We start from the raw sequence: 23932 nt of genomic DNA, 5'->3' as shown, positions 1-23932 counted from the left end.
CCCATGGCAACCCAGCAGATCTTCTCGCCGCTCCCGGGCATCTTCTATCGCAAGCCGGCGCCCGACAAGCCCGTCTACAAGAACGACGGTGACGTGGTCGCCGACAGCGACACGATCGGGCTGATCGAGGTGATGAAGTCGTTCAACGAGGTGAAGGCCGGCGCCGCGGGCAAGATCCTGCGTTTCCTCGCCGAGAACGAGGAGCCCGTGATGGCCGGCCAACCGATCGCCGAAATCGACATTTGAGGCTGACCGCATCTCCATGGCGATCAAGAAGCTCCTCATAGCCAATCGCGGCGAGATCGCGGTGCGCATCATCCGCGCAGCGCGCGAACTCGGCATTGCGACCGTCCAGGTCTACAGCAAGGCCGACAAGGACTCGCTCGCCGTCAGGCTCGCCGACGAGTCGATCGAGATCGGACCGCCCCAGGCGTCCAAATCCTATCTCAACCAGGCCGTCATCCTCGATGCAGCCAGGAGCACCGGCGCGGACGCCATTCATCCCGGCTACGGCTTCCTGGCCGAGAATGCCGAGTTCGCGGCGGCCGTCGAGGCGGCGGGGTTGATCTTCGTCGGCCCGACCGCGCAATCGATCCGGCTGATGGGCGACAAGGTCGCCGCGCGCGGGGCAGCTGCTTCCGCTGGCGTTCCGACCGTCCCCGGCAGTCAAGGTCGCCTGGAGTCGGCAGAGGCCGCCTTCGCGCTGGTCGACAAGACCGGCTTCCCCGTGATGATCAAGGCGGCGGCCGGCGGAGGCGGACGCGGCATCCGGATCGCGCATTCGGCGGACGAGTTTCATCATTTGATGCCGCAGGCACAGGCTGAGGCGCTCGCCGCCTTCGGGGATGGCGGGCTCTATGTCGAGAAGCTGATCGAAGGCGCAAGGCACATCGAGGTACAGGTGCTCGGCGACGGACACGACGTCATCCATTGCTTCGAGCGCGAATGCTCGTTGCAGCGTCGCCGCCAGAAGGTCTGGGAAGAAGCCCCCTCGCCTTCGCTGGCTCCAGCCATCCGCGAAAAACTTTGTGTCTCTGCTGTCGCGCTGGCCAAGGCGGTCAACTATCGCGGCGCCGGAACGCTCGAATATCTCTACGACGACAAGACGCACGAATTCTATTTCCTTGAGATGAATACCCGCATCCAGGTCGAGCATCCCGTAACCGAGATGATTACCGGCATCGACCTCGTGCGCGAGATGATCCGGATCGCCGGTGGCGAGCGCCTGCGCGTTCGCCAGGACGAGGTGCGCGTGAGCGGCCATTCGATCGAAGTGCGCATCAATGCCGAGGATCCAGCCAGGAATTTCCAGCCGAATCCGGGGATCGTCAGCGCGCTCAGCGTGCCCGGCGGCGACGGCGTGCGCTTCGACAGCATGCTCTATCAAGGCTACGCGGTGCCGCCCTTCTACGACAGTCTGCTCGGCAAGCTGATCGTGCACGACAAGGACCGGCCGGGCGCGATCCGAAAGCTCGACCGCGCGCTTGCCGACCTCAACGTCGAGGGCCTCGCGACGACGAAGCCGCTGCATCAGGCACTCGTGCGCGACGCCGACGTGCAGGCCGGACGCTTTCATACCGCCTGGCTCGAGCCATGGCTGGAATCCCACGCCGCGACGCTTGCGGCGCCGTTACCTACCGCAAAGGTTGCTCCATGATCGCGAGAGAACCCGCCCCGTCAACAACAGGAGGCCGCTAGTCATGCAAACCCGATTTTCCTTCGGCGGCGATGAGCACATCTTCGCCGAAGTCGGCGAAGCGATGTCGCTGGAGGCATTCTTCAAAAGCCTCTTCGTCACCAACGCAGTGCGCGACGCCAAGATCAAGGGCGTGACCGAGATCTGCCCGGCGAATGCGTCCTACCAGATCAAGTTCGATCCTGATCAGATCAAGCCCGACGATCTCCTCACCGAGCTCAAGCGGCTGGATACGGGGTCCGAGAAGTCCGAGCCGGTGATCAAGACGCGGATCATCGAAATCCCCGTGCTTTACAACGATCCCTGGACGCACGAGACCCTGATGCGCTTCCGCGAGCGCCATCAGGATCCGAACGGGACCGATCTCGAATACGCTGCGCGCATCAACGGACTCGAGAGCGTCGATGCCTTCATCAAGGCGCATTCGAGCGCCCCATGGTTCGTCTCGATGGTCGGCTTCGTCGCAGGCCTGCCCTTCCTCTACCAGATGGTGGAGCGCAAGCGGCAGCTTCAGGCGCCGAAATATCTGCGGCCGCGCACGGACACGCCAAAGCTCACCGTCGGGCACGGTGGATGCTTCAGTTGCATCTATTCGGTGCGCGGTGCCGGCGGCTACCAGATGTTCGGCATCACGCCGATGCCTATCTACGATCCCAATCAGAAGATCAGCTACCTGCGCGACTTCATGTGCCTGTTCAGACCGGGCGACATCGTGAAGTGGAAGCCCATCGACCGGGCAGCCTATGACGCGGCGGTCGCCGACGTCGATGCCGGTCGTTTTGCTCCTGTCATTCGCGATGTCTCGTTCTCGCTGACCGATTTCAACCGCGACATTGACGCCTATAACCGCAAGCTCGATGGAGTCCTCCATGGCCATTAAGGTTTTGAAGCCGGGTCTTGCGACCACCGTCCAGGACCTCGGGCGTCCCGGCTACTATCACATCGGTATCCCGCTTTCCGGCGGCATGGACCGTCACGCGCTCGCGGCCGCCAATCTGCTGGTCGGTAACCCGGAAGGTGCGGCCGTGCTCGAAGCCGTGTTCATGGGGCCAGAACTCGAATTCACCGAGGACGCCACGGTCGCGATCACCGGCGCCGAGTTACCACCGAAGCTCGATGGCGAACCGCGCGAGACCTGGACCAGCTTCAAGGTGAGGCGTGGCCAGATCCTCTCGTTCGATTTCCTCAAGCAGGGCGCGCGCGGCTACATCGCGGTCGCCGGCGGCATCGACGTTCCCGTCGTTCTCGGCTCGCGCTCGACCTATGCGCTCGGCGCGCTCGGCGGCTTCAAGGGCCGAAAGCTCGAAGCCGGCGACGAGTTGCCGGTCGGCAAGGCCGCAGCGGCCGTGAAAGATGGCCGCACGGCCGCGAAGGACCTGCGCGGCCAGCCGGCCGGCATGCCGACAGAGCTGCGTGCCATGCCGGGGCTTTACTGGCACCGCATCACCGAGGCTGCCGGCAACGCCTTCTTCTCCGACACCTGGAAGGTTGCCCCTGAAGCGGATCGCATCGGCTACCGTTTCAAGGGCGGCAAATCGCTCGAATTCGTTCCACGCGAGCCGCCGTTCGGCGCCGGCTCCGATCCGTCCAACATCACCGATGCCTGCTATCCCTACGGCTCGATCCAGGTGCCCGGCGGCACCGAGCCGATCGTGCTGCATCGCGATGCAGTCTCGGGCGGTGGATATTTCATGGTCGGCACCGTCATCGCCGCGGACATGGATTTGATCGGCCAGCTTCAGCCCAACACGCCGGTGAAGTTCGTCAAGGTCGGCATGGATCAGGCGCTTGCAGCCCGCAAGAACCGGGCGGAGTTGCTGGGCAAACTCCGGACAGCCCTGGCGTAATCGCCGGAGGTCCGCATGATCTGTCAGCGCCCGACCGGTACCGGTCGGGGCGAACAGGTGTGTTTGTGCCCCACATTTGCCCTGACGGCCGTCCTGCCAGGCCTCCTCGTTCGGCACGAGAGTTGCACAGGACACGCTGGGGCTGAGAAACACCAGACATGAGCTATGCAAACATCGGAACAACCGCGATGTCCGTTTCTCTGAAACAGATCCGCTATTTCGTCGCCGCTGCCGAGACCGGACGCATCAGCCAGGCAGCCATGGACCTCAACGTCTCGCAATCGGCCGTGACTGCGGCGATCCAGCAGCTCGAAGCGACCGTTTGCGCGCGCCTCCTGGAGCGCACGCCGAACGGCGTGATCGTGACCATGGAAGGCAGTCGCTTCCTGTCCCAGGGCCGCCAGATTCTTGCTGCGGTCGCCGAAGCGGTGCGGAGCACGCATATGTCCGCGGGGCCGCTGTTCGGGACGGTGCGCATCGGCGTGACCTACACGGTGTCCGGCTATTTCCTGCCGCGTCACCAGATGCGTTTCCAGGCGAGCTTTCCCGGCATCACCATCGAGCTGTTCGAGGCCCCGCGCGACGTGCTCGAGCGTGCGCTCGTCGACGGCGCGCTCGATCTCGCGGTGATGCTGGTCTCCAACCTGCGCGACAATGCCATGCTCGTCAGCGAGACCTTGCTGCGCTCGCCGCGCCGTCTGTGGCTTGCACCTGAGCACCCACTGACCCGCGCGGAGCGGGTCCACCTGGCGGAGATCGCGACCTATCCTTACGTCATGCTCACCGTCGACGAGGCCAAGCACACCTCGATGCGCTATTGGACCCATGCGGCGCTCGAACCGAAAACCGTCTTCCGCACCTCCTCGGTCGAAGCGGTGCGCTCCATGGTTGCAGGCGGCATGGGCATCGCCATTCTGTCCGATCTGGTCTACCGGCCCTGGTCGCTGGAAGGGCAGCGGATCGAGACCCGCGTCATCGAGGATGAGGTTCCCAGCATGGACGTAGGCCTCGCCTGGCGGCGCGACACCAAACTGTCGGAAGCCGCCAGGGCATTCCTCGATTTCATGCGCTTTGCGGTTGCCGGCGTCGGTCCGGCCAGGCCCCCGGTCAGCCTCGACCATCGGCATCGGGCCGAGGAGGCGATCGAAATCTAAGATATCTGTTTCCGTTTTATTCGGCTTGACGCCGTCCGGCTGCCCTCGCCACACTTGCGCGGGGACACGACGACCGGAGACACAGCCGGCGGCGGGGAGTGAGACATGCAAGTCACCTACGCGACCACCGACATCCCATTGCAAGCCCGCCGTCAGTACTGGCAGGACGTCGTCTCCAGGACTTATTTCTCGCTGGACCTGCGTTTTCCGAGCCGTAGCGACTTCAACGCCAGCCTCGGGGCCTGGTCCATGGGGCCCGTCTCCGTATCCCGAAACATTGCGAACGGCCTGCTTTACAAGCGTCATGAGCGGCATCTCCAGAATGAGCGGGAAGAATCCTTCCTGATCACCGTGCCCGAGCTCGCCGAGATCCGCTTCGAGCAGGACGGCAAGGATGTGCGCTGCCGGCCTGGCGCCTTCGTGATCGAGCGTAGCCATCTGCCTTACGAATTCAGCCACCATGATCCGGCGGCGCTATGGGTGCTGAAAATCCCGAGCGGCGTTCTGCGCGCCCGCATCACGCGCCCCGAACGTCTCGCCACGCTGCAATTCGATGCCAGCCGCAGCGTCGGCGCGCTATTCGTCGACACGCTACGGCTGGCCGGCGAACGCATCGGCGAGATGGACGAGACGGCACGCGCGATGATGGGCAAGCATCTCATCGAGCTCCTGGCGATGGCCATCGAGTCCGACGACCGCGTGCTGACCGGACACTCCTCGTCCGTGCGCAACGGCCATTTGCATCGCTGCGAACATTTCATCCGCAGTCGCCTCGAGGACATGCGGCTCACGCCCCAGATGATCGCCGACGGCTGCGGCATCTCGCTTCGATATCTGCACCAGATTTTCGAGGGAGAGGGCATGACCGTCTGCGCCTATATCCGCAACCAGCGCCTTTCGATGTGCGATGCCCTGCTGCGCGATCCCAATTGCCGCAAGAGCATTTCGGAGATTGCCTATCAATGGGGCTTTGCCGACCAGGCACAGTTCAGCCGCAACTATCGCGGCCGGTTCGGTCGTACACCGAGCGAGGCGCGAGCGACATCGCGCGCCTCCACCTCCTGAAATAACGTCAACTGAGGTCCGAATGACCGTTTCTTAGGCAATCCGCCGGCGGTCCGGGCACGCACGCCCATCGCTCTCTCGCACAAATCTTCCTGCGCTCAGCGTCAAGAAGGCAAGCCGCCGATCTGCCTATGATCGGCGAAACGCTTGTTCGAAAGGAAGACGCATGGTGCAGAACCTTCGTGTGGCCGTCGATGTCGGCGGCACCTTTACCGACATCTGCATCATGGATGAGACGACCGGCCTCATCCGGATCGAGAAGACATCATCCACGCGCGATCCCATCGAAGGCATCATGGGCGGCGTGTCCAAGGCGGGAATCGATCTGTCCAAGGTCGCCTTGTTCTCGCACGGCACCACGGTCGCCACCAACGCGCTGATCACGCGCCGCCTGCCCCGCACCGCCGTGGTGACGACCAAAGGCTTTCGCGACGTCATCGAGATCCGTCGCGCCAACAAGGAAGATCTCTGGGACACCTACAAGGACGTCGTCAAGCCGTATGTTCCGCGACGCGACCGCCTGACCGTGCCCGAACGGGTCGATGCCGGTGGCAAGGTGATCGAACCGCTCGACGTCGAGGCCGCGCGCAACGTCGCGCGCATCCTCAAGCGCCGGGGTGTGGCCGCGGTCGCGGTGTGCTTCATGAACGCCTATCTCAATGGCGCCAACGAGCGCGCGATGCGCGACATCCTGCTCGCGGAGATGCCCGACATCCCGGTCTCGATCTCCTCACAGGTGCTTCCTGAAATATTCGAGCACGAGCGGTTTTCGACGACGGTTGCCAATGCCGTCGTGAGTCCGGTCGTCGTGAACTATACGAGCCGGCTCGGCGATCGCCTCGCTCACGAAGGCTACTCCCGCGATCTCCTTCTGCTTCACACCGGCGGCGGCGTGATGACGCCGGCCAGCGTGAAGGATTTTGCCGCGCGCCTCGCCGGCTCCGGCATTGCTGCCGGTGCCATCGCCAGCCGCTACGTCGCCGGCCTCTGCGGCTTTCCCAATTCGATCGGCCTCGACATGGGCGGCACCTCGACCGACGTGTCGCTGGCCTATGAGGGGCAGTCGCGCATCACCAAGGACTGGCATATCGAGTTCGGCTATCCGATCCGCTTTGCCTCGATCGAGGTGCTCACCATCGGCGCCGGCGGCGGGTCGCTGGCCTGGACCGATCCGGCGGGCTCCTTGCGCAACGGTCCGCAATCGGCGGGCGCCTATCCCGGACCGGCCTGCTACGGCAACGGCAACACCCAGCCGACCAACACGGATGCCAACGTCACGCTGGGCCGGCTCGGCACCAACCTCGCCGGCGGCAAGGTAAAGCTCGACCCCGCGCTGGCCGAACGGGCCGTCGAGGACGGCGTTGCAAAGCCGTTCGGCCTCGGCCTGCACGAGGCCGCGGACGCGATCGTCAAGGTGGCCAATGCCAACATGTCGGATGCGGTGCGGTTGATCTCGATCAGCCGCGGCTACGACCCACGCGACTTCGCGCTGGTGGCCTTTGGCGGCGCGGGTGCCCTGCATGGGGTCGACGTCGCGCGCGAGCTCGCGATCCCCGTCGTGATCGTGCCGCCCAACCCCGGCGTGACCTCGGCGCTCGGCTGCCTGCTGGTCGACATGCAGCACGATTTCTCGCAGAGCTGCATGGTTGACGCGGCCGACGCCAACGCCGCCGACATCGAGGCGCAGTTCGCGGCGTTGGAGAAGGACGCTCTCGCGCGACTGACCCATGAGGGCGTCGCCCAGAAGGACATCGTGCTCCAGCGCTCGATTGACATGATGTACCGCGGCCAGTGGCGCTCGCTCGCCGTCAACGCACCGCGCCCGATCGGTGCGATCGCCGAACTCGTGCAGAGCTTCCACGCCGAGCATCAGCGCGAGTACAATTTCCGTCGCGATAGCGCGCCGGTCAGCTTCTTCCGCCTCAATCTGAAGGCGGTCGGCATCGTCCCCAAGGCCGAATTTGCCGTTCACCAACCGACCGGCGTGATCCCTGAGCCGGTCGGCCGCCGCAGGGTCTGGTTCGACGGCAACGGGCTCGACACACCCGTCTACGAGCGCGACGACCTCCCCTGCGGCTTCTCCTTCCAGGGCCCCGCGATCATCGAGCAGGTCGATGCGACCACCGTCGTGCCGCCCGGCGCCAGCGCCGAGGTCGACAAATATCTCAACATCATCATCCGCGTGAAGGAGTGAACCATGGCCGGAGATCTCCCGCTCGACCCCGTGACCTTCGAGGTTCTCAAGAACTCCTTCATCACCAGCGTCGACCAGATGGGCGAGCAGGTGCTGCGGACGTGCTACTCCTTCGTCATCTACAACCGTGACTTCTCGAGCGCGCTGCACGATGCCAAGGGCGAATGTGCGGCCCAAGGCAATCAGGACATCGCGGTCCACGTCGGCACGCTGCACTTTACCTGCCAGGACGTGATGCGCCATTTCGATGGCGACATGCATGAGGGCGACGTCTTCGCCATCAACGATCCCTATGCCGGTGGCACGCACTTTTCCGACGTCCGCTTGATCCGCCCGATCTTCGCGGACGGCAAGATCATCGCCTTCAGCCAGTCCAATGGTCACTGGTCGGATGTCGGCGGCAGCGTGCCCGGCTCGTTCGACGTCGCCGCACGCGAAATGTTCCGCGAGGGACTGCGCATCACGCCGATCCGCCTGTTCGACAAGAAAGGCCTCAAGAAGGATGTCGCACATCTCATCGCCTCCAACACGCGCGACCCGGCCTCGATCATCGGCGACATCCAGGCCCAGGCGGAGGCAACAGCGGTCTGCGGGCGCGAGATCCTGCGCCTCGTCAACAAATACGGCCGCGACACTGTCGAGACCGGGCTTGCCGCCGTGCAGGATTATGTCGAGCGCTCGGCGCGCCAGCGTATCGCGGCGCTGCCCGACGGTGAATGGGAGACGGTCGACTTCATCGACCGCGATCCGGCCGGCGGCGAAGGAATGATCCCGATCCGCATCAAGATGACAATCAAGGGCGACCGGGCCATCTACGATTTCACCGGCAGCCATCCGACCATCGGCTCGATCTACAACTCGGCGTTCGGCTCGACATTCTCGGCCGTTGCGGCCGGCATGAAGACGTTCTTCCCCGACCTGCCGCTGAACTCCGGCTTCTATCGCTGCTTCGAGATCATCGCGCCCGAGGGCTCGATCGTCGATGCCAAATGGCCGATCGCGGTCACCGGCTTCCTGATGCCGTTCGAGAAGGTCATGAACTCGATCTACGAGATGTGGTCGAAGCTGATGCCGGAACGGGCCCTCGCCTGCGCCTTCAATCTCGAATATCTGCTCACCGGCGGACTCGATGCACGCAGCTCGGACAAGCCGATCTTCATGTTCTACGACTGGCTCCCGGGCGGCTGGGGCGGCCGCAACGGCAAGGACGGCAGCAATGTCACCACGGCCTGCTTCGGCACCGGGCTGATGTCGCAACCGGTCGAAGGCCAGGAGCGCGCCAATCCGATCCTGACCACCGAATGCGAGATCCTGAAGGACTCCCCCGGTCCCGGCAAATGGCGCGGTGGCGCCGGCGTGGTGAAGACGTCGCGCATGCTCCAGGCCGAGAAGACCGTCATCTCCTACATCTGCGACCGCGAGCGCGCCGTGGTGTGGGGCATCGAGGGCGGCCTGCCCTCCATGCCGCACGGCCTGACTTTGAAGCGCGCGGGCAGCAAGGCCGAGGAGCGGCTCGGCTCGATCTTCTCGGACGTCCCGATCGGCGAAGGCGATGTCTTCTCACGCCCGACCGCCGGCGGCGGCGGGTTCGGCGATCCGCTCGAACGCGACCCGAACCTCGTGATCGAGGATATCAAGGACGACTACGTCTCGGTCGAACGCGCGGCCAAAGATTATGGCGTCGTCGTCCACACGATCGACGCGGAGCTTTGCAGCTACGAGGTCGACAAGGTCGCGACCGACGCCCTGCGCGCCAAGATCCGGGCCGAGCGCGTCGCCAACGTCCGGCTGGACCCGGAAGTCGTGGCGGAGCGCTATCGCAGCGGCGCGATCAACGCATTCGACGTGATCCGCAAGCACGCCGTGATCCTCGACTGGGGCACCGGAGCGTTGCTTCCCGAATCCACACGCCAGTTCCGCGACGTATTCGAGCGACGCTCGGTCGCGATGTGGACCTGATCTCCATCGGCAACCGCGCCGCCCACGGGCGACGTGGCGCGTGCACAAAAGAGGATCCGAAGCCGTCGGTCCTTATCTTTCATTCGAACCCTGAGGATTGCGCTATGACGAGCACGACACGTCTTTCTCCCAACCGGTTTCGGCCGATCCGCTCCGCTCTCGGCCTGGCTGCTCTCGCACTTGCCACCACGGCGATGACACCGGCCGCGGCCGACACGTCCTGGTTCCCGATGAAGGTTTACGACGCGTCATCGGGTACGCCCAAGCCTGCCGAGTACACGCCGCTGCCGAAGGCCGAGAAGCCCTACAAACTCTGCGTCCTCTTTCCCCATATGAAGGACAGTTTTTGGGTCGCCGTCGCCTACGGCATCGTGAAGCAAGCGGAGGCGATGAACGTCAACATGAACCTTTACGAAGCCGGCGGTTACGAGAACCTGCCCAAGCAGCTCTCGCAATTCGATGACTGCATGGCGAGCGGTCCCGATGCCATCATCGTCGGAGCCATCTCGGGCGCCGGACTGAGCAAGAAGTTCGAAGAGGCCAAGGTCAAGGGCGTTCCGGTCGTCGGCGTCACCAATCCGCTGCCACCCAACGCCCTGCCCGCTGCCAACTATGTCGACTTCGTCGCCATGGGTGAGGTCACCGGCGAAGGCCTGCTGGCTCAGACCAAGCCCGGCGACAAGCTCAACATCGTGACGTTCCCCGGACCGGCCGGCTCGGGCTGGGCGGAGTCGTTCAACGAAGGCTTCAAGAAAGCCGTCGCCAAGAACGCAAACGCCAAGATACTGGCCGAGAAATTCGGCGACTCCGGTGTCGCGGTGCAGCTCCAGCTCATCCAGGACGCGTTGCAGGCCAATCCCAGCATGAACGTGATCTGGGGCACCGCGCCAACGGCTGAGGCCGCGATCGGCGCCGTCGCCGAGGCCGGCCGAAGCGACCTGAAGATCGTGTCGTCCTACGAAAACCAGGCCATGCTCGACGCGCTGAACCGGGGCGACATTCTCGCTTTCGCAACCCAATATCCGGTCGGCGAAGGTGCGATCGCAATCGACCAGGCGGTGCGTCTCATCGAGAAGAAGCCGGTGATGAGCCTAGTCCAACCGGTGGCCGCGGTGATCGACAAGACCACAGTGCCGAAACTGCAGATGGACCTCGTGCTGGCGCCGGCAAGCTGGACCCCGGTCTACTCGGTCAAGGCCAAGTAAACCTAGCGGATAACTCTTGAGGCAGGAGATACATCTCCTGCCTCTCGTCCCAACGGCCTGCGGAGCAGCAGATGGATGTCGACGTCGACCCGAGGCCGGACAAGCCTCTGCTTCAATTGCGAGGTATCTCGAAGCATTTCACGGGCGTCCGCGCGCTTAACCGGGTCGATCTCGATGTCCGTGCCGGCGAGTTGCACGTCCTGTTCGGCGAGAACGGCGCCGGCAAATCGACCCTGATCAACGTGGTCTCGGGGACGTTTCCGCCCGACGAAGGCACGTTCCATTTCGACGGTGAGGAGATCAGTCATCTCACGCCGCAACGGGCGCGCGCGATCGGCATCAGCCCGGTTTTTCAGGAATTTTCGCTCGTTCCAAGCCTCACCGTGGAAGAGAACCTGTTTCTCGGCCGGGAGATCACGAGCAGCGGCGTCCTGCGTGCCCGCCAGATGCGCAAGCGCGCGCAGGCGCTCATCGACGAGCTCGGCTTCGACCTCGATCCCTCACGGCGGGTCGATGACCTCTCCCGCGCGCATCAACAGATGGCCGAGATCGCCAAGGCGCTGCTCGGCAAGGTGCGCCTGCTGATCCTCGACGAGCCGACCGCTTCGCTCACCGAGCGCGAGACCGGACGGCTATTCGAGCTGATCGCCCGGCTCAAGAGCCAGAATGTCGGGCTGATCTACGTGTCGCACCGCATGCGCGAGATCCGCGCGCTGGCCGACCGCGTGACCGTGCTCCGCGACGGCCGCCACATCCGCACGCTCGATGCTGCGACATCGACCGACGGCGAGCTGGTGGAGTTGATGACCGGCCGCAAGATCGATCTGCTGTTTCCGACCATCGCGCACAAGCCGGACAAGGTGATGGTCGACGTCGAAAACCTGACGCTTGCCGACGGCAGCGTTCGCGATGTGAACCTCTATGCCCGGACCGGCGAGATCACCGGCATCGCCGGCCTCGTCGGCTGCGGCAAGTCGGAGCTGATCCGCGCCATCTATGGCATCGAGCCGGCGACGTCTGGCGTGATCCGGATCGACGGCGCGCCTTATGAGTTTCCGGCCCCGCGACGCAGCCTAAAGCGCGGCATTGCCTATTTCCCCGCCAACCGGATCGCCGAAGGGCTCGCGCTGTCCCGGCCGATCCGCGAGAACGCCTCGATGACGGTGCTCGACCTGCCTGCCTTCGCCCGCTTCGGCGTGCTGCGGCAGGCCGCGGAGCGCGCAAGGATTGCCGACATCATGGCGCAGTTGCAGCTCAGGCCGCCGAATATCGAACGCGCCGCCGGCGCCCTGTCCGGTGGTAACCGCCAGAAAGTGATGCTGGGGCGCGCGCTGACGCGTGAGTTGACCGTGTTCCTGTTCGACGAGCCCAGCGTCGGCATCGACGTCGGCGCCAAGCTCGAAGTCTACGAGTTCATGAAACGGCTGGTCGAGGCTGGCGCCGCCGTCATCGTGGTGTCGTCGGAATTGCCGGAGGTGCTGGCGCTGTCGAACCGGCTCTATGTCATGCATCACGGCCGTATCGCCGCCGAACTGACAGGCGCCGAGAAAACAGAGCAGAACGTGCTTTCGAGCTTCTTCCGCGACCATCTCACGGCGGAGGTTGCATGAGCACGGCGCTGATCACCGCGGGGCCGCAGAACTCGATCGGTCTCCGATCGATCGCCGGCCGCATCGGCCTTCTGCCGGCTCTTTTGGTGCTGCTCGTGGCCGGCATGTCAGCGGTCGATCCCCAGTTCTACGGCATCATCAACATCCTCAATATCCTGCGTAACGCCTCCCTGCTGGCCATCGTCGCCAGCGGCCAGGCGCTCGTGATCGTCGCAGGCGGTTTCGATCTGTCGGTCGGTGCCGTCGTCGCCCTCGCGAGTGTCGTGACCGCCAAGACAATGGCGACCACCGCTGCCGCGTTTCCCGGGAACACCGCCCTCATCATTGCAAGCGGCGTCGCAGCCGGTCTCGGCTGCGGGATCGTGGTCGGGCTCGTCAACGGATTTTGCGTGGCAAAACTCAAGGTCTCCGGCTTCGTGGTGACCCTGGGCACGATGTCGGCGACCGCAGGCGTCGGCCTCATGATCACGAACGGAATCCCCGTTTACGGCATGCCCGACATCTTCGTGAAGGGCTTTGGGCGCGCGCAGGCGTTCGGCCTGCCGACCGCCGTCCATGTCGCGCTGATCGTGATCCTCGTGATGGTGTTCGCACAGCGACGCACGCTGTTCGGCCGCTACGTCTACGCGATCGGCGGAAATGTCGACGCGGCGGTGGTGTCGGGCGTGTCGATCCAGCGCCACATCGTGGGTACTTACGTCGTCTCGAGCGTGCTAGCGGCGCTGGTCGGTATTCTGCTCACCGCGCAGGTCGGCTCCGGCCAGGCAAGCTTTGGCGGCGATCGAATGATGCTGCAATCGATTGCGGCGGCCGTCATCGGCGGGGTGAGCTTGCGTGGTGGCGTCGGCCGGGTCGAGATCGTCGCCATCAGCGCGTTGTTCCTGACCATCCTTGGCAATGCACTCAACCTTCTGCACGTCGACTCGCGGCTACAGCCGGTCTTCCTCGGCGTGATCATGGTGGCGGCCGTGGCGCTGGACGAACTCAGCCGACGGAGGAACGCCCGTGTCTGACCTCGAATTGTCCGTCATGGCCGGGGACACGGATCGCGCCAAACCGCTGTTAGGCCGCTGGCTTTGGAATGCGGTACTGCCGGCTGCGCTGGTGGCGTTGTTGCTCGGCTTCGCCGCGTTCGACCATGGCGTGCTCTCGCCAGCCAACCTGCTCAATATTGCCCAGCAGACCAGTTACCTCGCTCTGTTCGCGATGGCCCAGACCGTGGTCATCCTGACGCGCGGCTTCGACCTCGCGCTGGGGCCAACGGTATCGATGGTGAGCGTCGGCACCGCGCTCGCCATGGCCGGTGCCACGGCGACGGGTCACGACACCAGCTTGGTGCTGTTCGCCGGGCTCGGCGCCGGCTTCGGCCTCGGCATCGCCTGCGGTCTCTTCAACGGCGTGGTCATTGCGCTGCTCGGCGTCAATCCCTTCGTCGCGACCCTCGGCAGCTACAACATCGCGATCGGGATTGCGACCACGCTCTCCTCCGGCCGGCCCGTGCAAGGCGTGCCGAAGCTCTTCTCGCAAATATTCTATGGCGGCAGCATCTTCGGCGTGCCAGCGGCCATCGCAATCACCGTCGCCATCGGCATCGCGCTCCACCTGGTCCTCTCGCGCACCGTGTTCGGGCGATCGCTCTATATCATCGGCACCAATCCACGCGCGGCCGCGGTCGCCGGCCTGCCGGTGAAACGCATCCTGGTCGCGACCTATGTGCTGTGCTCGGCCCTTGCCGCGCTCGGCGCGATCATGATGACGGCCCGCACCGGATCGGGCGAGCCGAACCTTGGCGGTGCGTTATCGCTGCAAGCGATCGCCGGCGCCGTGGTCGGCGGAACGAGCCTGGCAGGCGGGCGTGGCGGTGTCGGCACCGCCGTGCTTGGTGCGTTGTTCATCACGATCCTGTCCAACGGCATGAACCTCACCCGCATCGACGGATACGTCCAGATGGTCGTGCTGGGCGCGATCGTCATCGTCGGCGTGCTGCTCGATCGCCTGCGAATGGAGCGTAGCCAATGATCCCCGGCTCTCCCATGCAACGCGTCCCGGCCGCGGCGCACAATGCGGCGTCATCGATCCATGTCGCGCATTCGCTTGCAAATGCGCTCGATGCACTCAGCGAATGGGGTTCGGCTGGCGCCGTCTTTGCTGGCGGCACCTGGATCATGAGATCACCGATCCGGCACGAACCGTTGAGAGAACACTATGTTGCGATAGGCCGGATCGCCGAACTCGGAGCGGTCCGGATCGGGACCGACGTGGTCGAGATCGGACCCGTGGTGACGCACGCGGCACTCGCGGCTGCATTGGCCGATCTGCCCGAATTCAATGTCCTTGCCGCGGCCGCCGGTCGTTCCGCGAACCCGGCGATCCGCGCGATGGCGACAATCGGCGGCAATCTTGCAACGCCAGGCTTCGCCGCAGCCGATTGCGTACCGGCGTTGCTCTGCCTCGATGCCGAGATCGAGGTCGCAGGCCGGGAGGGCCGCGAACGGATGAAGCTCGAGCACTTTCTCCAGATTCGGTCGACCTTGGCGCCCGGCCGACTTGTCACGCAAATCGTCGTGCCCCGCAGCGAACGCAAGACTGCTCATGCCCGCCTTCCCTTGCGCAAAGCCGGCGATTATCCGGTTGCCATCGTCAGCTTCTCGGTCAGCGTCGATGCGGCGGGTCGGGTGCAGGCTGCACGGATTGCGGTCGGTTCTGTCGAGCCGGTTGCGCGGCGATGGGAGCGGCTCGAGGCCGCCCTGATCGGACGTCAGCTCGACGCCGAGGGAGCGGCGCGGACCGCAACTGAACTGGCGGAAGAATTCGTCGGCCGCGACGGCGTTGACGCGCCAGCCTGGTATCGCGTCAGCGTGTTGCCGAGCCTCGTTCGCCGCGCGGCCGCTGCCGCGCTTGGCGCCTAGACCATCGGGGATGCACATGGCTCTCAGCCTGACCGTCAACGGCGATCGCGTCGCCTCCACCGCCGATCCTGCCGCCCCGCTCGTCGATATCCTCCGTGAGGAACTTCATCTGACCGGCGCAAAGCCAGTCTGTCGCGAGGGCTTTTGCGGCGCCTGCATGGTGCTCATCGACGGCAAGCCCACGCCCTCCTGCCTGACGCCGGCCGCGCTCGCCGATGGTTGCGAGATCCAGACGGTCGAGGGCCTCGCGACACCCGGCCAGTTGAACCGCATCCAGGCAGCACTCGACGCCAGCGATGCCGTTCAGTGCGGCATGTGCTTTCCCGGCATGGTGGTCAGCCTGACGCATCTCCTGACGGCCAGCCCCGACGCCACGCGCGAGGACATTCGTGCGGCGCTGACCGGTAACATCTGTCGCTGTACCGGCTACGAACGCATCATCGATGCGACGCTGCTCGCATTGGCCACGAAATAATCGGGAGACGCTGACATGTCCGACGTTTCCGCGACTATGGATCTCCGCCGGCGCGACGCTGCTGACAAGCTGCGCGGCCGCACCCGCTATACCGTCGATCGCTATCTGCCGGGCATGCTGCACGCCGCGGTGCTGCGCGCCAGCGTGCCATCGGGACGGATCGTCCGTCTCGATACCTCCAGAGCCGCCCGCATGCCCGGCGTGCGTGCAATCGTGACGGCCGCGGACGCACCCGGCATGATGGGGATCGGCATCGCCGACCATCCGCTCTTCGCTCGTGATGTCATCCGCTATGACGGCGAACCGCTCGCCGCGATCGCGGCCGGTACATTGGCGCAAGCACAGGCGGCGCTCGCGGCGATCGACGTGGAGATCGAGTCCCTGCCGGCCGTACTGACCATGGCGGACGCGCTCGTACCCGATGCCCCCCTGGTTCACCCCAACTGGCGCGACTACGAAGTCTTGTTTGAAGGCGGCGCACGCGAAGGCAACATCGCCTGGGAGGCGACCGTCGTCCGCGGCGATGTCGATGCCGCCTTTGCCCGGCCGGACGTCGAGATCGTGGAAAGCTCCTTCCGCGTCGGTCGGCAGAACCACGTCGCGTTCGAACCGCGCGCGGTGGTCGCGAGTTACGAGGACGGGAGGTTCCACATCGAAACATCGACACAGGTCCCTTGGGGAATCCGCAACGCCACCGCGCGCGTTCTGGGTGTACCGGCATCGCAGGTCCGCGTCACGGTGCCGCCGGTTGGCGGTGGCTTCGGCCTCAAGTTCGATCTCGCGATCGAACCCTTCGCCGCCCTCCTCGCCCGCGCCAGCGGCCGGCCGGTCCGGCTCGTCAATTCGCGCGAGGAGGAGATGCTCACATGCCTGTTTCGTGAAAATGCCGAGATCCGGATTCGTTCGGCGGTAACGCGCGAGGGCGAGATCGTCGGCCGCGAGGCGGTCGTGCTGATGGACTGCGGCGCCTATGGCGGCGAGCAGATTTTCCTGACCACCATGACTGCGCACACGCTCGGCGGCAATTACAAACTCGGCAGCGTGCGCCTGGTCTCGCGCGCGGTCTACACGAACACCGCGCCAAACGGTGCCTTCCGTTGCTGCAACGGAGTCTACAATACCTTCGCGCTGGAACGGCATACCGACGAGATCGCCGCCAGGATCGGCATGGATCCGCTACTTTTCCGCCGCCGCAACGTGCTCGGCGACAAGGATCTTGGCGCCACGGGCCAGGTGTTCGAAGCGGACGTGCTCCGAGCGATGCTCGACCGGATGGACACGCTGCGTGATGCCGTTGTTCCGCCACCCGCGCGCACCGACGGCCGGCTCTATGGACGCGCGACAACCGTCGGCACTTGGTTCGTCTTCGTCGGACCGTCCGCGGCGACCGTAAACATGAATGCCGATGGCACGGCCACGCTCGTAACCTCGGGCGTCGAGATCGGATCCGGCTCGATGGTGCAAAGCCTGCCGCAGATCGTCGCGAGCACGCTCGGCATTGCGCCCGAGAGCGTTACCGTGCGCGCCGCCGATACGGATGCCGCCGGTTACGATGTCGGCGTCGGCGGCGGTCGCACCACCGTCTCGCTTGGTGCGGCGAGCCTCTCGGCGGCACAGGACGTGCGCACGAAACTACTGAAAGTTGCTTCAGAAATGATCGAGGCGGCGCCCGAGGATCTCGTCATGCGCCATGGGCGGATCGAGATCGCCGGCGCGCCGGGCTCGGGCCGCACCATCGCGGAGGTCGCGACCTGTGCCCAGGCAAAGAGTGGCCCAGTGTCCGGGACCGGCGCTTTCACGGGCACAGGCGTGCCGGCGATGCCCGGATGCGTCGCCGGCCATTTCATCGATGCGATCGACATCCCCGTCTTCGCCGTCCACGACTGCGAGGTCGCCGTCGATCCGGAGACCGGGCATGTCGAGGTACTGAACTATCGTGTGGTTCAGGACGTCGGCCGCGCACTGAACCCGCGCGCGATCCACGGCCAGATCCAGGGCGGTGTCGTGCAAGGGCTGGGCTATGCCTTGCACGAAGAAGTAACCATCGGCAGCAACGGTCGAGTCTGCCAAAGCGGCTTCGAAACTTATCGCGTGCCGCTGGCGCTCGATGTCGTGCCGGTCGAGATCAGTCTTTACGAGGGCGCGCCTTCGATGGGACCGCTCGGCACCAAGGGGGCCGGCGAGGTGCCAATTCTGAATGTCGGAGCGGCCGTCGCATGCGCGGTTGCAAATGCCACGGGAAAGCGCATCCAAGAGCTGCCACTGACGCCGCCGCGCGTCCTCGAACTTCTGCTCGATCGGAAGCGCGATCTGACTCTTCCTCACATTGCCGAAACATGGTCGGACAATCTCGTGCGCCCTCACAAAACTCCGCGGGGCAACGCATAGGAATCGATGGCAAGAGGATCGTTTCCCGTACGCGCGTCTCAGTTGCCCCGGCTCCGGCAGTGGCGCGTCAGCGCATCGGAGGGGCGTATTGAAGGCCAGTGTCGTTCCATAGCCGATTCAGCCCGCGCGGGATCGCGAGCTTGGAGCCGGTGCCCAAGTTGCGTTCATAGACTTCACCATAATTGCCGACATGGTGAATGATGCGCACGACCCAATCATTGGAAAGGCCGAGCGCTTCGCCAAGCGCCGCATAGCTTCCAAGCAGGCGTTTGGTCTTGGCCCCTTCCGAATTCATCTCGTCAGACAGCGTCTTTTGGCTCACGCCCAGTTCTTCGGCATCGACCATGGCGAAATGTGCCCATTTGACCACGGTAAGCCATTGGTCGTCGCCATTGCGCACCGCAGGACCGAGCGGCTCCTTCGCGATGACATCAGGCAGAATGACGTGATCATCAGACGCCTTCAACTCCAGCCGTTCGGAATGAAGCCGCGATATGTCGCTAGTGATGGCATCGCAGCGGCCTTCATCATACGCCGCGACAACCTCTTGCTGGTTCGCCAGCGCGACCTCTTCATAATTGAGCTTGTTGGCACGGAAGTAGTCGGCGAGGTTGAGTTCGCTTGTGCTTTCGCGCTGGACACAGACCTTGGTGCCGTTCAGATCGCGTCCTGAAACTGCCCCGCGGTTCTTACGCACCATGAAGCCTTGACCATCAAAATAGTTCACGTAGGCAAACTGGATTCCAAGCCCCGCCTCACGGGCAAGCGTCCAGGAGTTGGCCCGCGCCAGCACATCGATTTCGCCGGAGATGAGCGGCCCGAAGCCGGTCTCCACGGTGAGAGGCGTGAACACGACCTTCGAGGGATCATCGAAAATCGCCGCCGCGAGGGCGCGGCAGACGTCGACGCTGAACCCCCTCCACCCACCATTGGCATCCTTCGCAGAAAAGCCCGGCAAATGACCGCTGACGCCACAGCGGACCTCGCCGCGCTCCTTGATGGCCTTGAGGGTTTTTTGAGCCGCGGACGGCGATGGCGCCGCGAGCAATGCACAGATGGCCATTGCCAAAGGTAAAAAACCCGCGCGGCGCGCGACGGCGATGACAGATACTTTCAGCGCTGCGACGGGCATGACGATCCTCCGTTGCGAGGAACTACGTTTGAGGCGCCTGCCCCCATCAATACGCCCGGCGACAGTCTGCGCGATGATCAAATTTGCGCGACGCCGGTTCGACCGTTGCGGTTGAGTGCTATGGTGTTTGCACCCTGGCTGTCGGCGCATCGGACGCTCGCACGCGACGTGTGCAATTTGTGCCAGCGGAGCTTCATTCTCTTTCCCCATTTTAGAGGAACAGCGGTTGGGAACCGCACCGATGCGTGCCGCCTTTCCGCTGAAGAGACTTTTCGTTCAAGTGTATTTGAAATACTTTACTCGCAGAGATATAGGCCTTGGGACGGTGGTTCTCTCAGGGCCACGACGTTGATGCAGCCTCGTTCGTGATGTTCGAGGAGGCTCAGGAAATGCTTAGCCAGGTGGCGGAAACCAGGCCGATGAGCGTGACCGTGCTAAGCACGGCCGCCTCAATTTGTGCCCATCTTCTGGCCCTGGCCGTCCCGCTCGCGCTGTTGCAGACATACGACCGCATTCTTCCGAACGAGGCCTATTCAACGACGTTCGTTCTGGCGCTCGGCGTGTCCGTTGCGATCGTGCTGGAGGCGCTGCTGCGCTACGGGCGATCCGTTCTCTTTGCTTATGTCGGCGAGGCCTTTGAAAGCCGCGTTACCCTGCTCGAGCTCGATCACCTTATGCGCGCCAACGGCAAGGCCGTTCAGGCCTACGGCGTGCCGGCTTTGTCGGACGCCGTGCGCGCGGTGGGCCAGGTCCGTGACTTCTGGTCCGGCAATGCCGCCGCGGCGCTGCACGAGCTGCCCTTCCTCGCAATCTATATCGGGTTGATCGCCTATATCGCGTCATGGCTTGCCCTGGTTCCGATCGTGCTCACGATCGTCGCCCTGATTGCGGCGCTGCTCGTCACGCGGGCCACCAGAAAGACGATGCATGACCTCGAAGCCGCGGAAGCCGAGCGGCGAAACCTCGCCTGGGGCATCTTTGGAGGTCTCGTCGAAGTGAAGGCGATGGCGGCCGAGCCGATGCTCACCCGCCGCTATCGCGACGTGGTTGCCCGCGTCATGGCCGCAGAAGCCCGCATCGAAGACCAGCTCGCCCTGATCCGGGAGAACGGCGCATTGCTGTCGCAAATCGCGACCGTCGCCGTTGTTACGATCGGCGCATTCATGGTTGTTGGGGGCCATCTGACGACCGGCGGATTGGCGGCGTGTACGCTCCTGGCCGGGCGCTCGATAGGCCCAGCGATGGGTGCCTTCGTGTATCTCAGCCGGCTGAGCTACCGGCGGGAAGCCGAGCGCAAGATCGAAAGCGTGCTGCGGCTTCCGCAGGCGCGGCTCTGGAGGGACAGCGGGCGGCAAATCTTCCGCGGCGGTCAAATCGAACTCTCGGGAAGCGCCCTAAGAGACGGCTCCGTCGCAATTCCCCGAGGAAACGCCGTTCATGTCGATGCCGTCGATCCTCTCGCAGCCACGGCGCTGCTCGAAGCCGTGGCGCGGCTGGACGACTCGCTCGACGTCCACGTCACCTATGACGGGATGCCGGGGAGTAGCTTCGAGAACCGGAGCTTCCGGGACGGCATCGCGATGGTGAGCTGCCACACGAACCTGATCGGCGGCACCCTGCTCGACAACATGACGCTGTTCAGCCCGCAATATAACGCCGATGCGATCGAGCTCATGCAGCGCCTGGGCCTCAACGCGTTCGTCGACGGTCTCAAGCAGGGCCTCATGACGATGGTCGGCCCCGCCGGCGCGGAAATCGTGAGCCCCGGCATCGCCGTGCGCATCGGCCTGATCCGCGCCCTGGTGCGACGGCCCGCCGTTCTTTGCCTCGACGAGGTCGGTGTAGCGCTCGATCTCGGCGGCATGCGCAGGCTCGTCGAGACCCTCAAGGAGATCAAGGGGCGGACCACGATCTTCCTGGTGTCGCAGGATCCCTCGCTTCTGGAGATCGCCGACCAGACGATCCGTCTGCGCGGCGAAGAGACGCAGACATGAACGAGATGTTGCCGCCGATCGCACGTCCCGCGCCGCCCCAGGCAAGCTGGAGCGAGGCTGCGTGGCTCGAGCGCCTCGAGGCCATCGTCGGCCCGCAGCGCCGCGCCAATTCGCCGCTCGCTGCCGCCCTGCCCTCGCTGCTGGTCGTACTGGGATGGCCGGGAGCCGTGCGAAGCCTGGCAGCGCTGTTACCCTCGCCGGACGTGCCGTTGTCGATGGAGGAGCTCGAGCAGCTCCTGTCCGATCTCGGATTCCGCGTTCGGCAGATCACAGCGCGCGGGACCGCGTCCGATACGATCCACCTGCGCACCGGCAGCATCGTTCGACGCTCCGGCACGGTCGCGATCTATCTTGGGCAGCCAAACGGAAAGGACAGCTGGCTGGTCGGCGGCCGCGTAGAGGACAACTTCGCGCCCGTGACCGGCGATAGGATCACCGCGATCGAGCCGGACCTCGACTTTCATCCAGTCGACGAGCCGCGTCCGAGGTGGTTCCGCAACCTGTTCGAGCGGGTTCGCGACGAGCTCTTCGCGCTCGGCGCCATGAGCACCTTCATCAACCTCGCGGCCCTGGCCGTGTCGCTTTACACGATGGTGGTCTACAGTGTCGTGATCCCTTCGGGCGCCGCCGGGTCGGTGTGGTGGATCGCCCTGTTCGCCGTCGTCGTCATTCTCGGCGGCTGGGCGCTGAGGATCGGACGTCAGGTGGTGACGTCGCGCATGAGCAGCTGGGTCGGAACCCGCATCGGGGAAGCGGCCATGCGCAAGATGCTCAGCCTTCCGCTCGACATGTCCGCGAAATTCGGGGTCCAGAACAATGTCATCCGCATGCGCAGCTTCGAGAGCGCGCGGCAGTTCCTGAGCGGCATGGGCGGCGCCAACCTGATCGACTATCCGTTCGTGGCGATCTTCGTGCTGACGATCGCGCTGATGGGAGGATGGCTGGTCTTCGTGCCGCTTGTCGCATTGTCGATCTACGCGCTGCTCGCGCTGCCGACCGCCGACTACGTCTCCAGCAAATCCACCGCAGCGGGCGTGGCAGCGGCGCGGCTCGACGAGATGGCCGGCGCGGCATTCATGGGCATCAGCGCCTTTCATCATGCCGGCGGCGGCAGCCAATGGCTCAACCGGTTCGCCGACGCGTCACGGGAAGCTGCCGCGCGCAACCGCGACTATGCGATCGCCGTGGCGCGTGCCCAGGTCATGGGACAGGCGCTCACCGAATTCACCGTGCTCGCGACCTTGTGCGTCGGCATCGTGCTGGTGCTCGAGGGGCTCATGCACGCGGGCGGGCTCGTGGCGGCGATGATGCTGATCTGGCGCATTACGACACCGGCGCAGCAGGCGTTCGGATCGCTGGTGCGATTGCGCCAGGTCCGCAATTCGGTCGCGCAGCTCGATCAATTGATGATGGCCCCGGCCGAGCACCCGGGTGTCGACATCGCCAGCCCCTGCGGCATCGCCAGCGCGATGCTGACGGTCGAGCGTCTCTACTACAGGCTGGATGCCGATCAGGAAGCAGCCCTCAATGGCGTCTCCTTCACCGTGCCGGCGGGCGCGCGCGCCGCCGTGGTCGGCCCGAACGCCGGCGGCAAGACTGCGCTGCTCGAATGCCTGGCCGGTTTGCGCCGGCCGCAATCCGGCCGCGTCCTCGTCAATGGGCGGGACATCCGTCAATTCGACGCAACCGAGTATCGGGCCTGGATCGGCTACGTGCCGCAGGTGGTCCCGGCATTGCCGATGTCGGTGCGTGACTATCTGCGCCTGCGCCTGCCGACACTGACGGATCAGGAAGCCATGGATGCCTTCGGACGGGTTCTCGGCCGCGACTGGGAAAACATTCCGGCCTTTGCGTGCCGCGCAGCCAGCGTGCTCGATCGCCAGCTCAATCCCTTCAATGAGGATCATTCCGAGCTGAGACTTCGCTACGTCGTCGCCTTCGTCGCGGCGACGCTCGGCGATCCTGCGGTCCTGCTGCTGGACGGCACGGGCGTGAGTGGCGACGTGCTCTGGGACAAGCGGATCGAAAACTATCTCGATTCCATCCGCGGGCGCACCACAGTGATCTGGTCGCCCTACTCCACCGCACACATTCAGAGCAGCGACCAGATCGTCATCATGGAGCGCGGCAGCGTGCTGCACGCGGGCCCGGCGGCGCAACCCGCGGCCAAGCGACCGCTGGCCAGGATTGGATAGCAAGAATCGGACGGGAGGATTGTTTGGACGCGCAAACCGGCAAGGACATCGTCCAGTCGATCGCCAAGGAGCAGCGCTCCGCGGATCAGATCGGCGGCGATGTCGAGTA

Annotated in this window: 18 protein-coding genes; 17 read left to right on the top strand and 1 reads right to left on the bottom strand. The window is 64.7% G+C overall.

Going from position 1 to position 23932, the window contains the following annotated elements; translation table 11 throughout:
* The first annotated feature begins 3 nt into the window (after positions 1–3).
* The 15 genes from QQL28_RS01140 to QQL28_RS01070 all read left to right on the top strand — a co-directional run bounded on the left by QQL28_RS01140 (position 4) and on the right by QQL28_RS01070 (position 18502).
* A complete protein-coding gene (locus QQL28_RS01140; protein ID WP_284260236.1) occupies positions 4–246 on the top strand; it encodes an acetyl-CoA carboxylase in 243 nt (80 codons plus the stop codon).
* Between the two features lie 16 nt (positions 247–262).
* Positions 263–1657 (top strand): acetyl-CoA carboxylase biotin carboxylase subunit, encoded by a 1395-nt coding sequence (locus QQL28_RS01135; RefSeq protein WP_284260235.1) that lies wholly within the window; start codon positions 263–265, stop codon positions 1655–1657.
* 43 nt (positions 1658–1700) lie between these two features.
* Entirely contained in the window at positions 1701–2576 is an 876-nt protein-coding gene (locus tag QQL28_RS01130) for a 5-oxoprolinase subunit B family protein (RefSeq protein ID WP_284260234.1), read from the top strand.
* Entirely contained in the window at positions 2566–3543 is a 978-nt protein-coding gene (locus QQL28_RS01125; RefSeq protein WP_284260233.1) for a 5-oxoprolinase subunit C family protein, read from the top strand. The genes QQL28_RS01130 and QQL28_RS01125 overlap by 11 nt, the downstream gene beginning before the upstream one ends.
* Before the next feature lie 188 nt (positions 3544–3731).
* Complete coding sequence (locus tag QQL28_RS01120) at positions 3732–4697, top strand: LysR family transcriptional regulator (RefSeq protein WP_284260232.1); 966 nt, start codon at positions 3732–3734, stop codon at positions 4695–4697.
* 105 nt (positions 4698–4802) lie between these two features.
* On the top strand, positions 4803–5762 hold the full coding sequence (locus tag QQL28_RS01115) for an AraC-like ligand-binding domain-containing protein (RefSeq protein WP_284260231.1): 960 nt from the start codon (positions 4803–4805) through the stop codon (positions 5760–5762).
* 169 nt (positions 5763–5931) lie between these two features.
* The gene (locus tag QQL28_RS01110) at positions 5932–7956 is read left to right on the top strand and encodes a hydantoinase/oxoprolinase family protein (RefSeq protein ID WP_348522473.1); all 2025 of its coding nucleotides are present in this window, start codon (positions 5932–5934) and stop codon (positions 7954–7956) included.
* A gap of 3 nt (positions 7957–7959) precedes the next feature.
* Positions 7960–9915, top strand: coding sequence for a hydantoinase B/oxoprolinase family protein (locus tag QQL28_RS01105; RefSeq protein ID WP_284260229.1), 1956 nt, complete (start codon positions 7960–7962; stop codon positions 9913–9915).
* Positions 9916–10019: 104 nt separating this feature from the next.
* The gene (gene torT / locus QQL28_RS01100; protein ID WP_284260228.1) at positions 10020–11120 is read left to right on the top strand and encodes a TMAO reductase system periplasmic protein TorT; all 1101 of its coding nucleotides are present in this window, start codon (positions 10020–10022) and stop codon (positions 11118–11120) included.
* Between the two features lie 71 nt (positions 11121–11191).
* Positions 11192–12730, top strand: coding sequence for a sugar ABC transporter ATP-binding protein (locus QQL28_RS01095; RefSeq protein ID WP_284260227.1), 1539 nt, complete (start codon positions 11192–11194; stop codon positions 12728–12730).
* Entirely contained in the window at positions 12727–13743 is a 1017-nt protein-coding gene (locus QQL28_RS01090; RefSeq protein WP_284260226.1) for an ABC transporter permease, read from the top strand. The genes QQL28_RS01095 and QQL28_RS01090 overlap by 4 nt, the downstream gene beginning before the upstream one ends.
* Positions 13736–14749 (top strand): ABC transporter permease, encoded by a 1014-nt coding sequence (locus QQL28_RS01085; protein WP_284260225.1) that lies wholly within the window; start codon positions 13736–13738, stop codon positions 14747–14749. Before QQL28_RS01090 ends, QQL28_RS01085 begins: the two co-directional genes overlap by 8 nt.
* Positions 14746–15639 carry an FAD binding domain-containing protein gene (locus tag QQL28_RS01080; protein WP_284260224.1) on the top strand — a complete coding sequence of 298 codons (894 nt, stop codon included), beginning with the start codon at positions 14746–14748 and terminating at the stop codon, positions 15637–15639. The genes QQL28_RS01085 and QQL28_RS01080 overlap by 4 nt, the downstream gene beginning before the upstream one ends.
* Before the next feature lie 16 nt (positions 15640–15655).
* On the top strand, positions 15656–16114 hold the full coding sequence (locus QQL28_RS01075) for a (2Fe-2S)-binding protein (RefSeq protein ID WP_284260223.1): 459 nt from the start codon (positions 15656–15658) through the stop codon (positions 16112–16114).
* Positions 16115–16129: 15 nt separating this feature from the next.
* The gene (locus QQL28_RS01070) at positions 16130–18502 is read left to right on the top strand and encodes a xanthine dehydrogenase family protein molybdopterin-binding subunit (RefSeq protein WP_284260222.1); all 2373 of its coding nucleotides are present in this window, start codon (positions 16130–16132) and stop codon (positions 18500–18502) included.
* A 67-nt stretch (positions 18503–18569) separates the two neighbouring features.
* Here the strand turns inward: QQL28_RS01070 and QQL28_RS01065 are convergent, their stop codons facing one another.
* Positions 18570–19634: an amino acid ABC transporter substrate-binding protein gene (locus QQL28_RS01065; protein ID WP_431309556.1), complete on the bottom strand. Its 1065-nt coding sequence runs from the start codon at positions 19632–19634 to the stop codon at positions 18570–18572.
* A 389-nt stretch (positions 19635–20023) separates the two neighbouring features.
* Between QQL28_RS01065 and QQL28_RS01060 the strand changes: the two genes are divergently transcribed.
* Both QQL28_RS01060 and QQL28_RS01055 read left to right on the top strand, forming a co-directional pair.
* Positions 20024–21628 carry an ABC transporter transmembrane domain-containing protein gene (locus QQL28_RS01060; protein ID WP_284260221.1) on the top strand — a complete coding sequence of 535 codons (1605 nt, stop codon included), beginning with the start codon at positions 20024–20026 and terminating at the stop codon, positions 21626–21628.
* On the top strand, positions 21625–23823 hold the full coding sequence (locus QQL28_RS01055) for an ATP-binding cassette domain-containing protein (protein ID WP_284260220.1): 2199 nt from the start codon (positions 21625–21627) through the stop codon (positions 23821–23823). Before QQL28_RS01060 ends, QQL28_RS01055 begins: the two co-directional genes overlap by 4 nt.
* The last annotated feature ends 109 nt before the right edge of the window (positions 23824–23932 follow it).

The sequence above is a fragment of the Bradyrhizobium iriomotense genome, from assembly GCF_030160715.1.
GTDB lineage: Bacteria > Pseudomonadota > Alphaproteobacteria > Rhizobiales > Xanthobacteraceae > Bradyrhizobium > Bradyrhizobium iriomotense.
This window is presented reverse-complemented; position numbering and strand designations above follow the sequence as displayed.

Excerpts from the sequence above, each read along its gene's own strand:
- QQL28_RS01140 (WP_284260236.1), top strand. The coding sequence starts at position 4 with ATGGCAACCCAGCAGATCTTCTCGCCGCTCCCGGGCATCTTCTATCGC.
- QQL28_RS01135 (WP_284260235.1), top strand. The coding sequence starts at position 263 with ATGGCGATCAAGAAGCTCCTCATAGCCAATCGCGGCGAGATCGCGGTG.
- QQL28_RS01130 (WP_284260234.1), top strand. The coding sequence starts at position 1,701 with ATGCAAACCCGATTTTCCTTCGGCGGCGATGAGCACATCTTCGCCGAA.
- QQL28_RS01125 (WP_284260233.1), top strand. The coding sequence starts at position 2,566 with ATGGCCATTAAGGTTTTGAAGCCGGGTCTTGCGACCACCGTCCAGGAC.
- QQL28_RS01120 (WP_284260232.1), top strand. The coding sequence starts at position 3,732 with ATGTCCGTTTCTCTGAAACAGATCCGCTATTTCGTCGCCGCTGCCGAG.
- QQL28_RS01115 (WP_284260231.1), top strand. The coding sequence starts at position 4,803 with ATGCAAGTCACCTACGCGACCACCGACATCCCATTGCAAGCCCGCCGT.
- QQL28_RS01105 (WP_284260229.1), top strand. The coding sequence starts at position 7,960 with ATGGCCGGAGATCTCCCGCTCGACCCCGTGACCTTCGAGGTTCTCAAG.
- torT (WP_284260228.1), top strand. The coding sequence starts at position 10,020 with ATGACGAGCACGACACGTCTTTCTCCCAACCGGTTTCGGCCGATCCGC.
- QQL28_RS01095 (WP_284260227.1), top strand. The coding sequence starts at position 11,192 with ATGGATGTCGACGTCGACCCGAGGCCGGACAAGCCTCTGCTTCAATTG.
- QQL28_RS01090 (WP_284260226.1), top strand. The coding sequence starts at position 12,727 with ATGAGCACGGCGCTGATCACCGCGGGGCCGCAGAACTCGATCGGTCTC.
- QQL28_RS01080 (WP_284260224.1), top strand. The coding sequence starts at position 14,746 with ATGATCCCCGGCTCTCCCATGCAACGCGTCCCGGCCGCGGCGCACAAT.
- QQL28_RS01075 (WP_284260223.1), top strand. The coding sequence starts at position 15,656 with ATGGCTCTCAGCCTGACCGTCAACGGCGATCGCGTCGCCTCCACCGCC.
- QQL28_RS01070 (WP_284260222.1), top strand. The coding sequence starts at position 16,130 with ATGTCCGACGTTTCCGCGACTATGGATCTCCGCCGGCGCGACGCTGCT.
- QQL28_RS01065 (WP_431309556.1), bottom strand. The coding sequence starts at position 19,634 with ATGCCCGTCGCAGCGCTGAAAGTATCTGTCATCGCCGTCGCGCGCCGC.
- QQL28_RS01060 (WP_284260221.1), top strand. The coding sequence starts at position 20,024 with ATGCTTAGCCAGGTGGCGGAAACCAGGCCGATGAGCGTGACCGTGCTA.
- QQL28_RS01055 (WP_284260220.1), top strand. The coding sequence starts at position 21,625 with ATGAACGAGATGTTGCCGCCGATCGCACGTCCCGCGCCGCCCCAGGCA.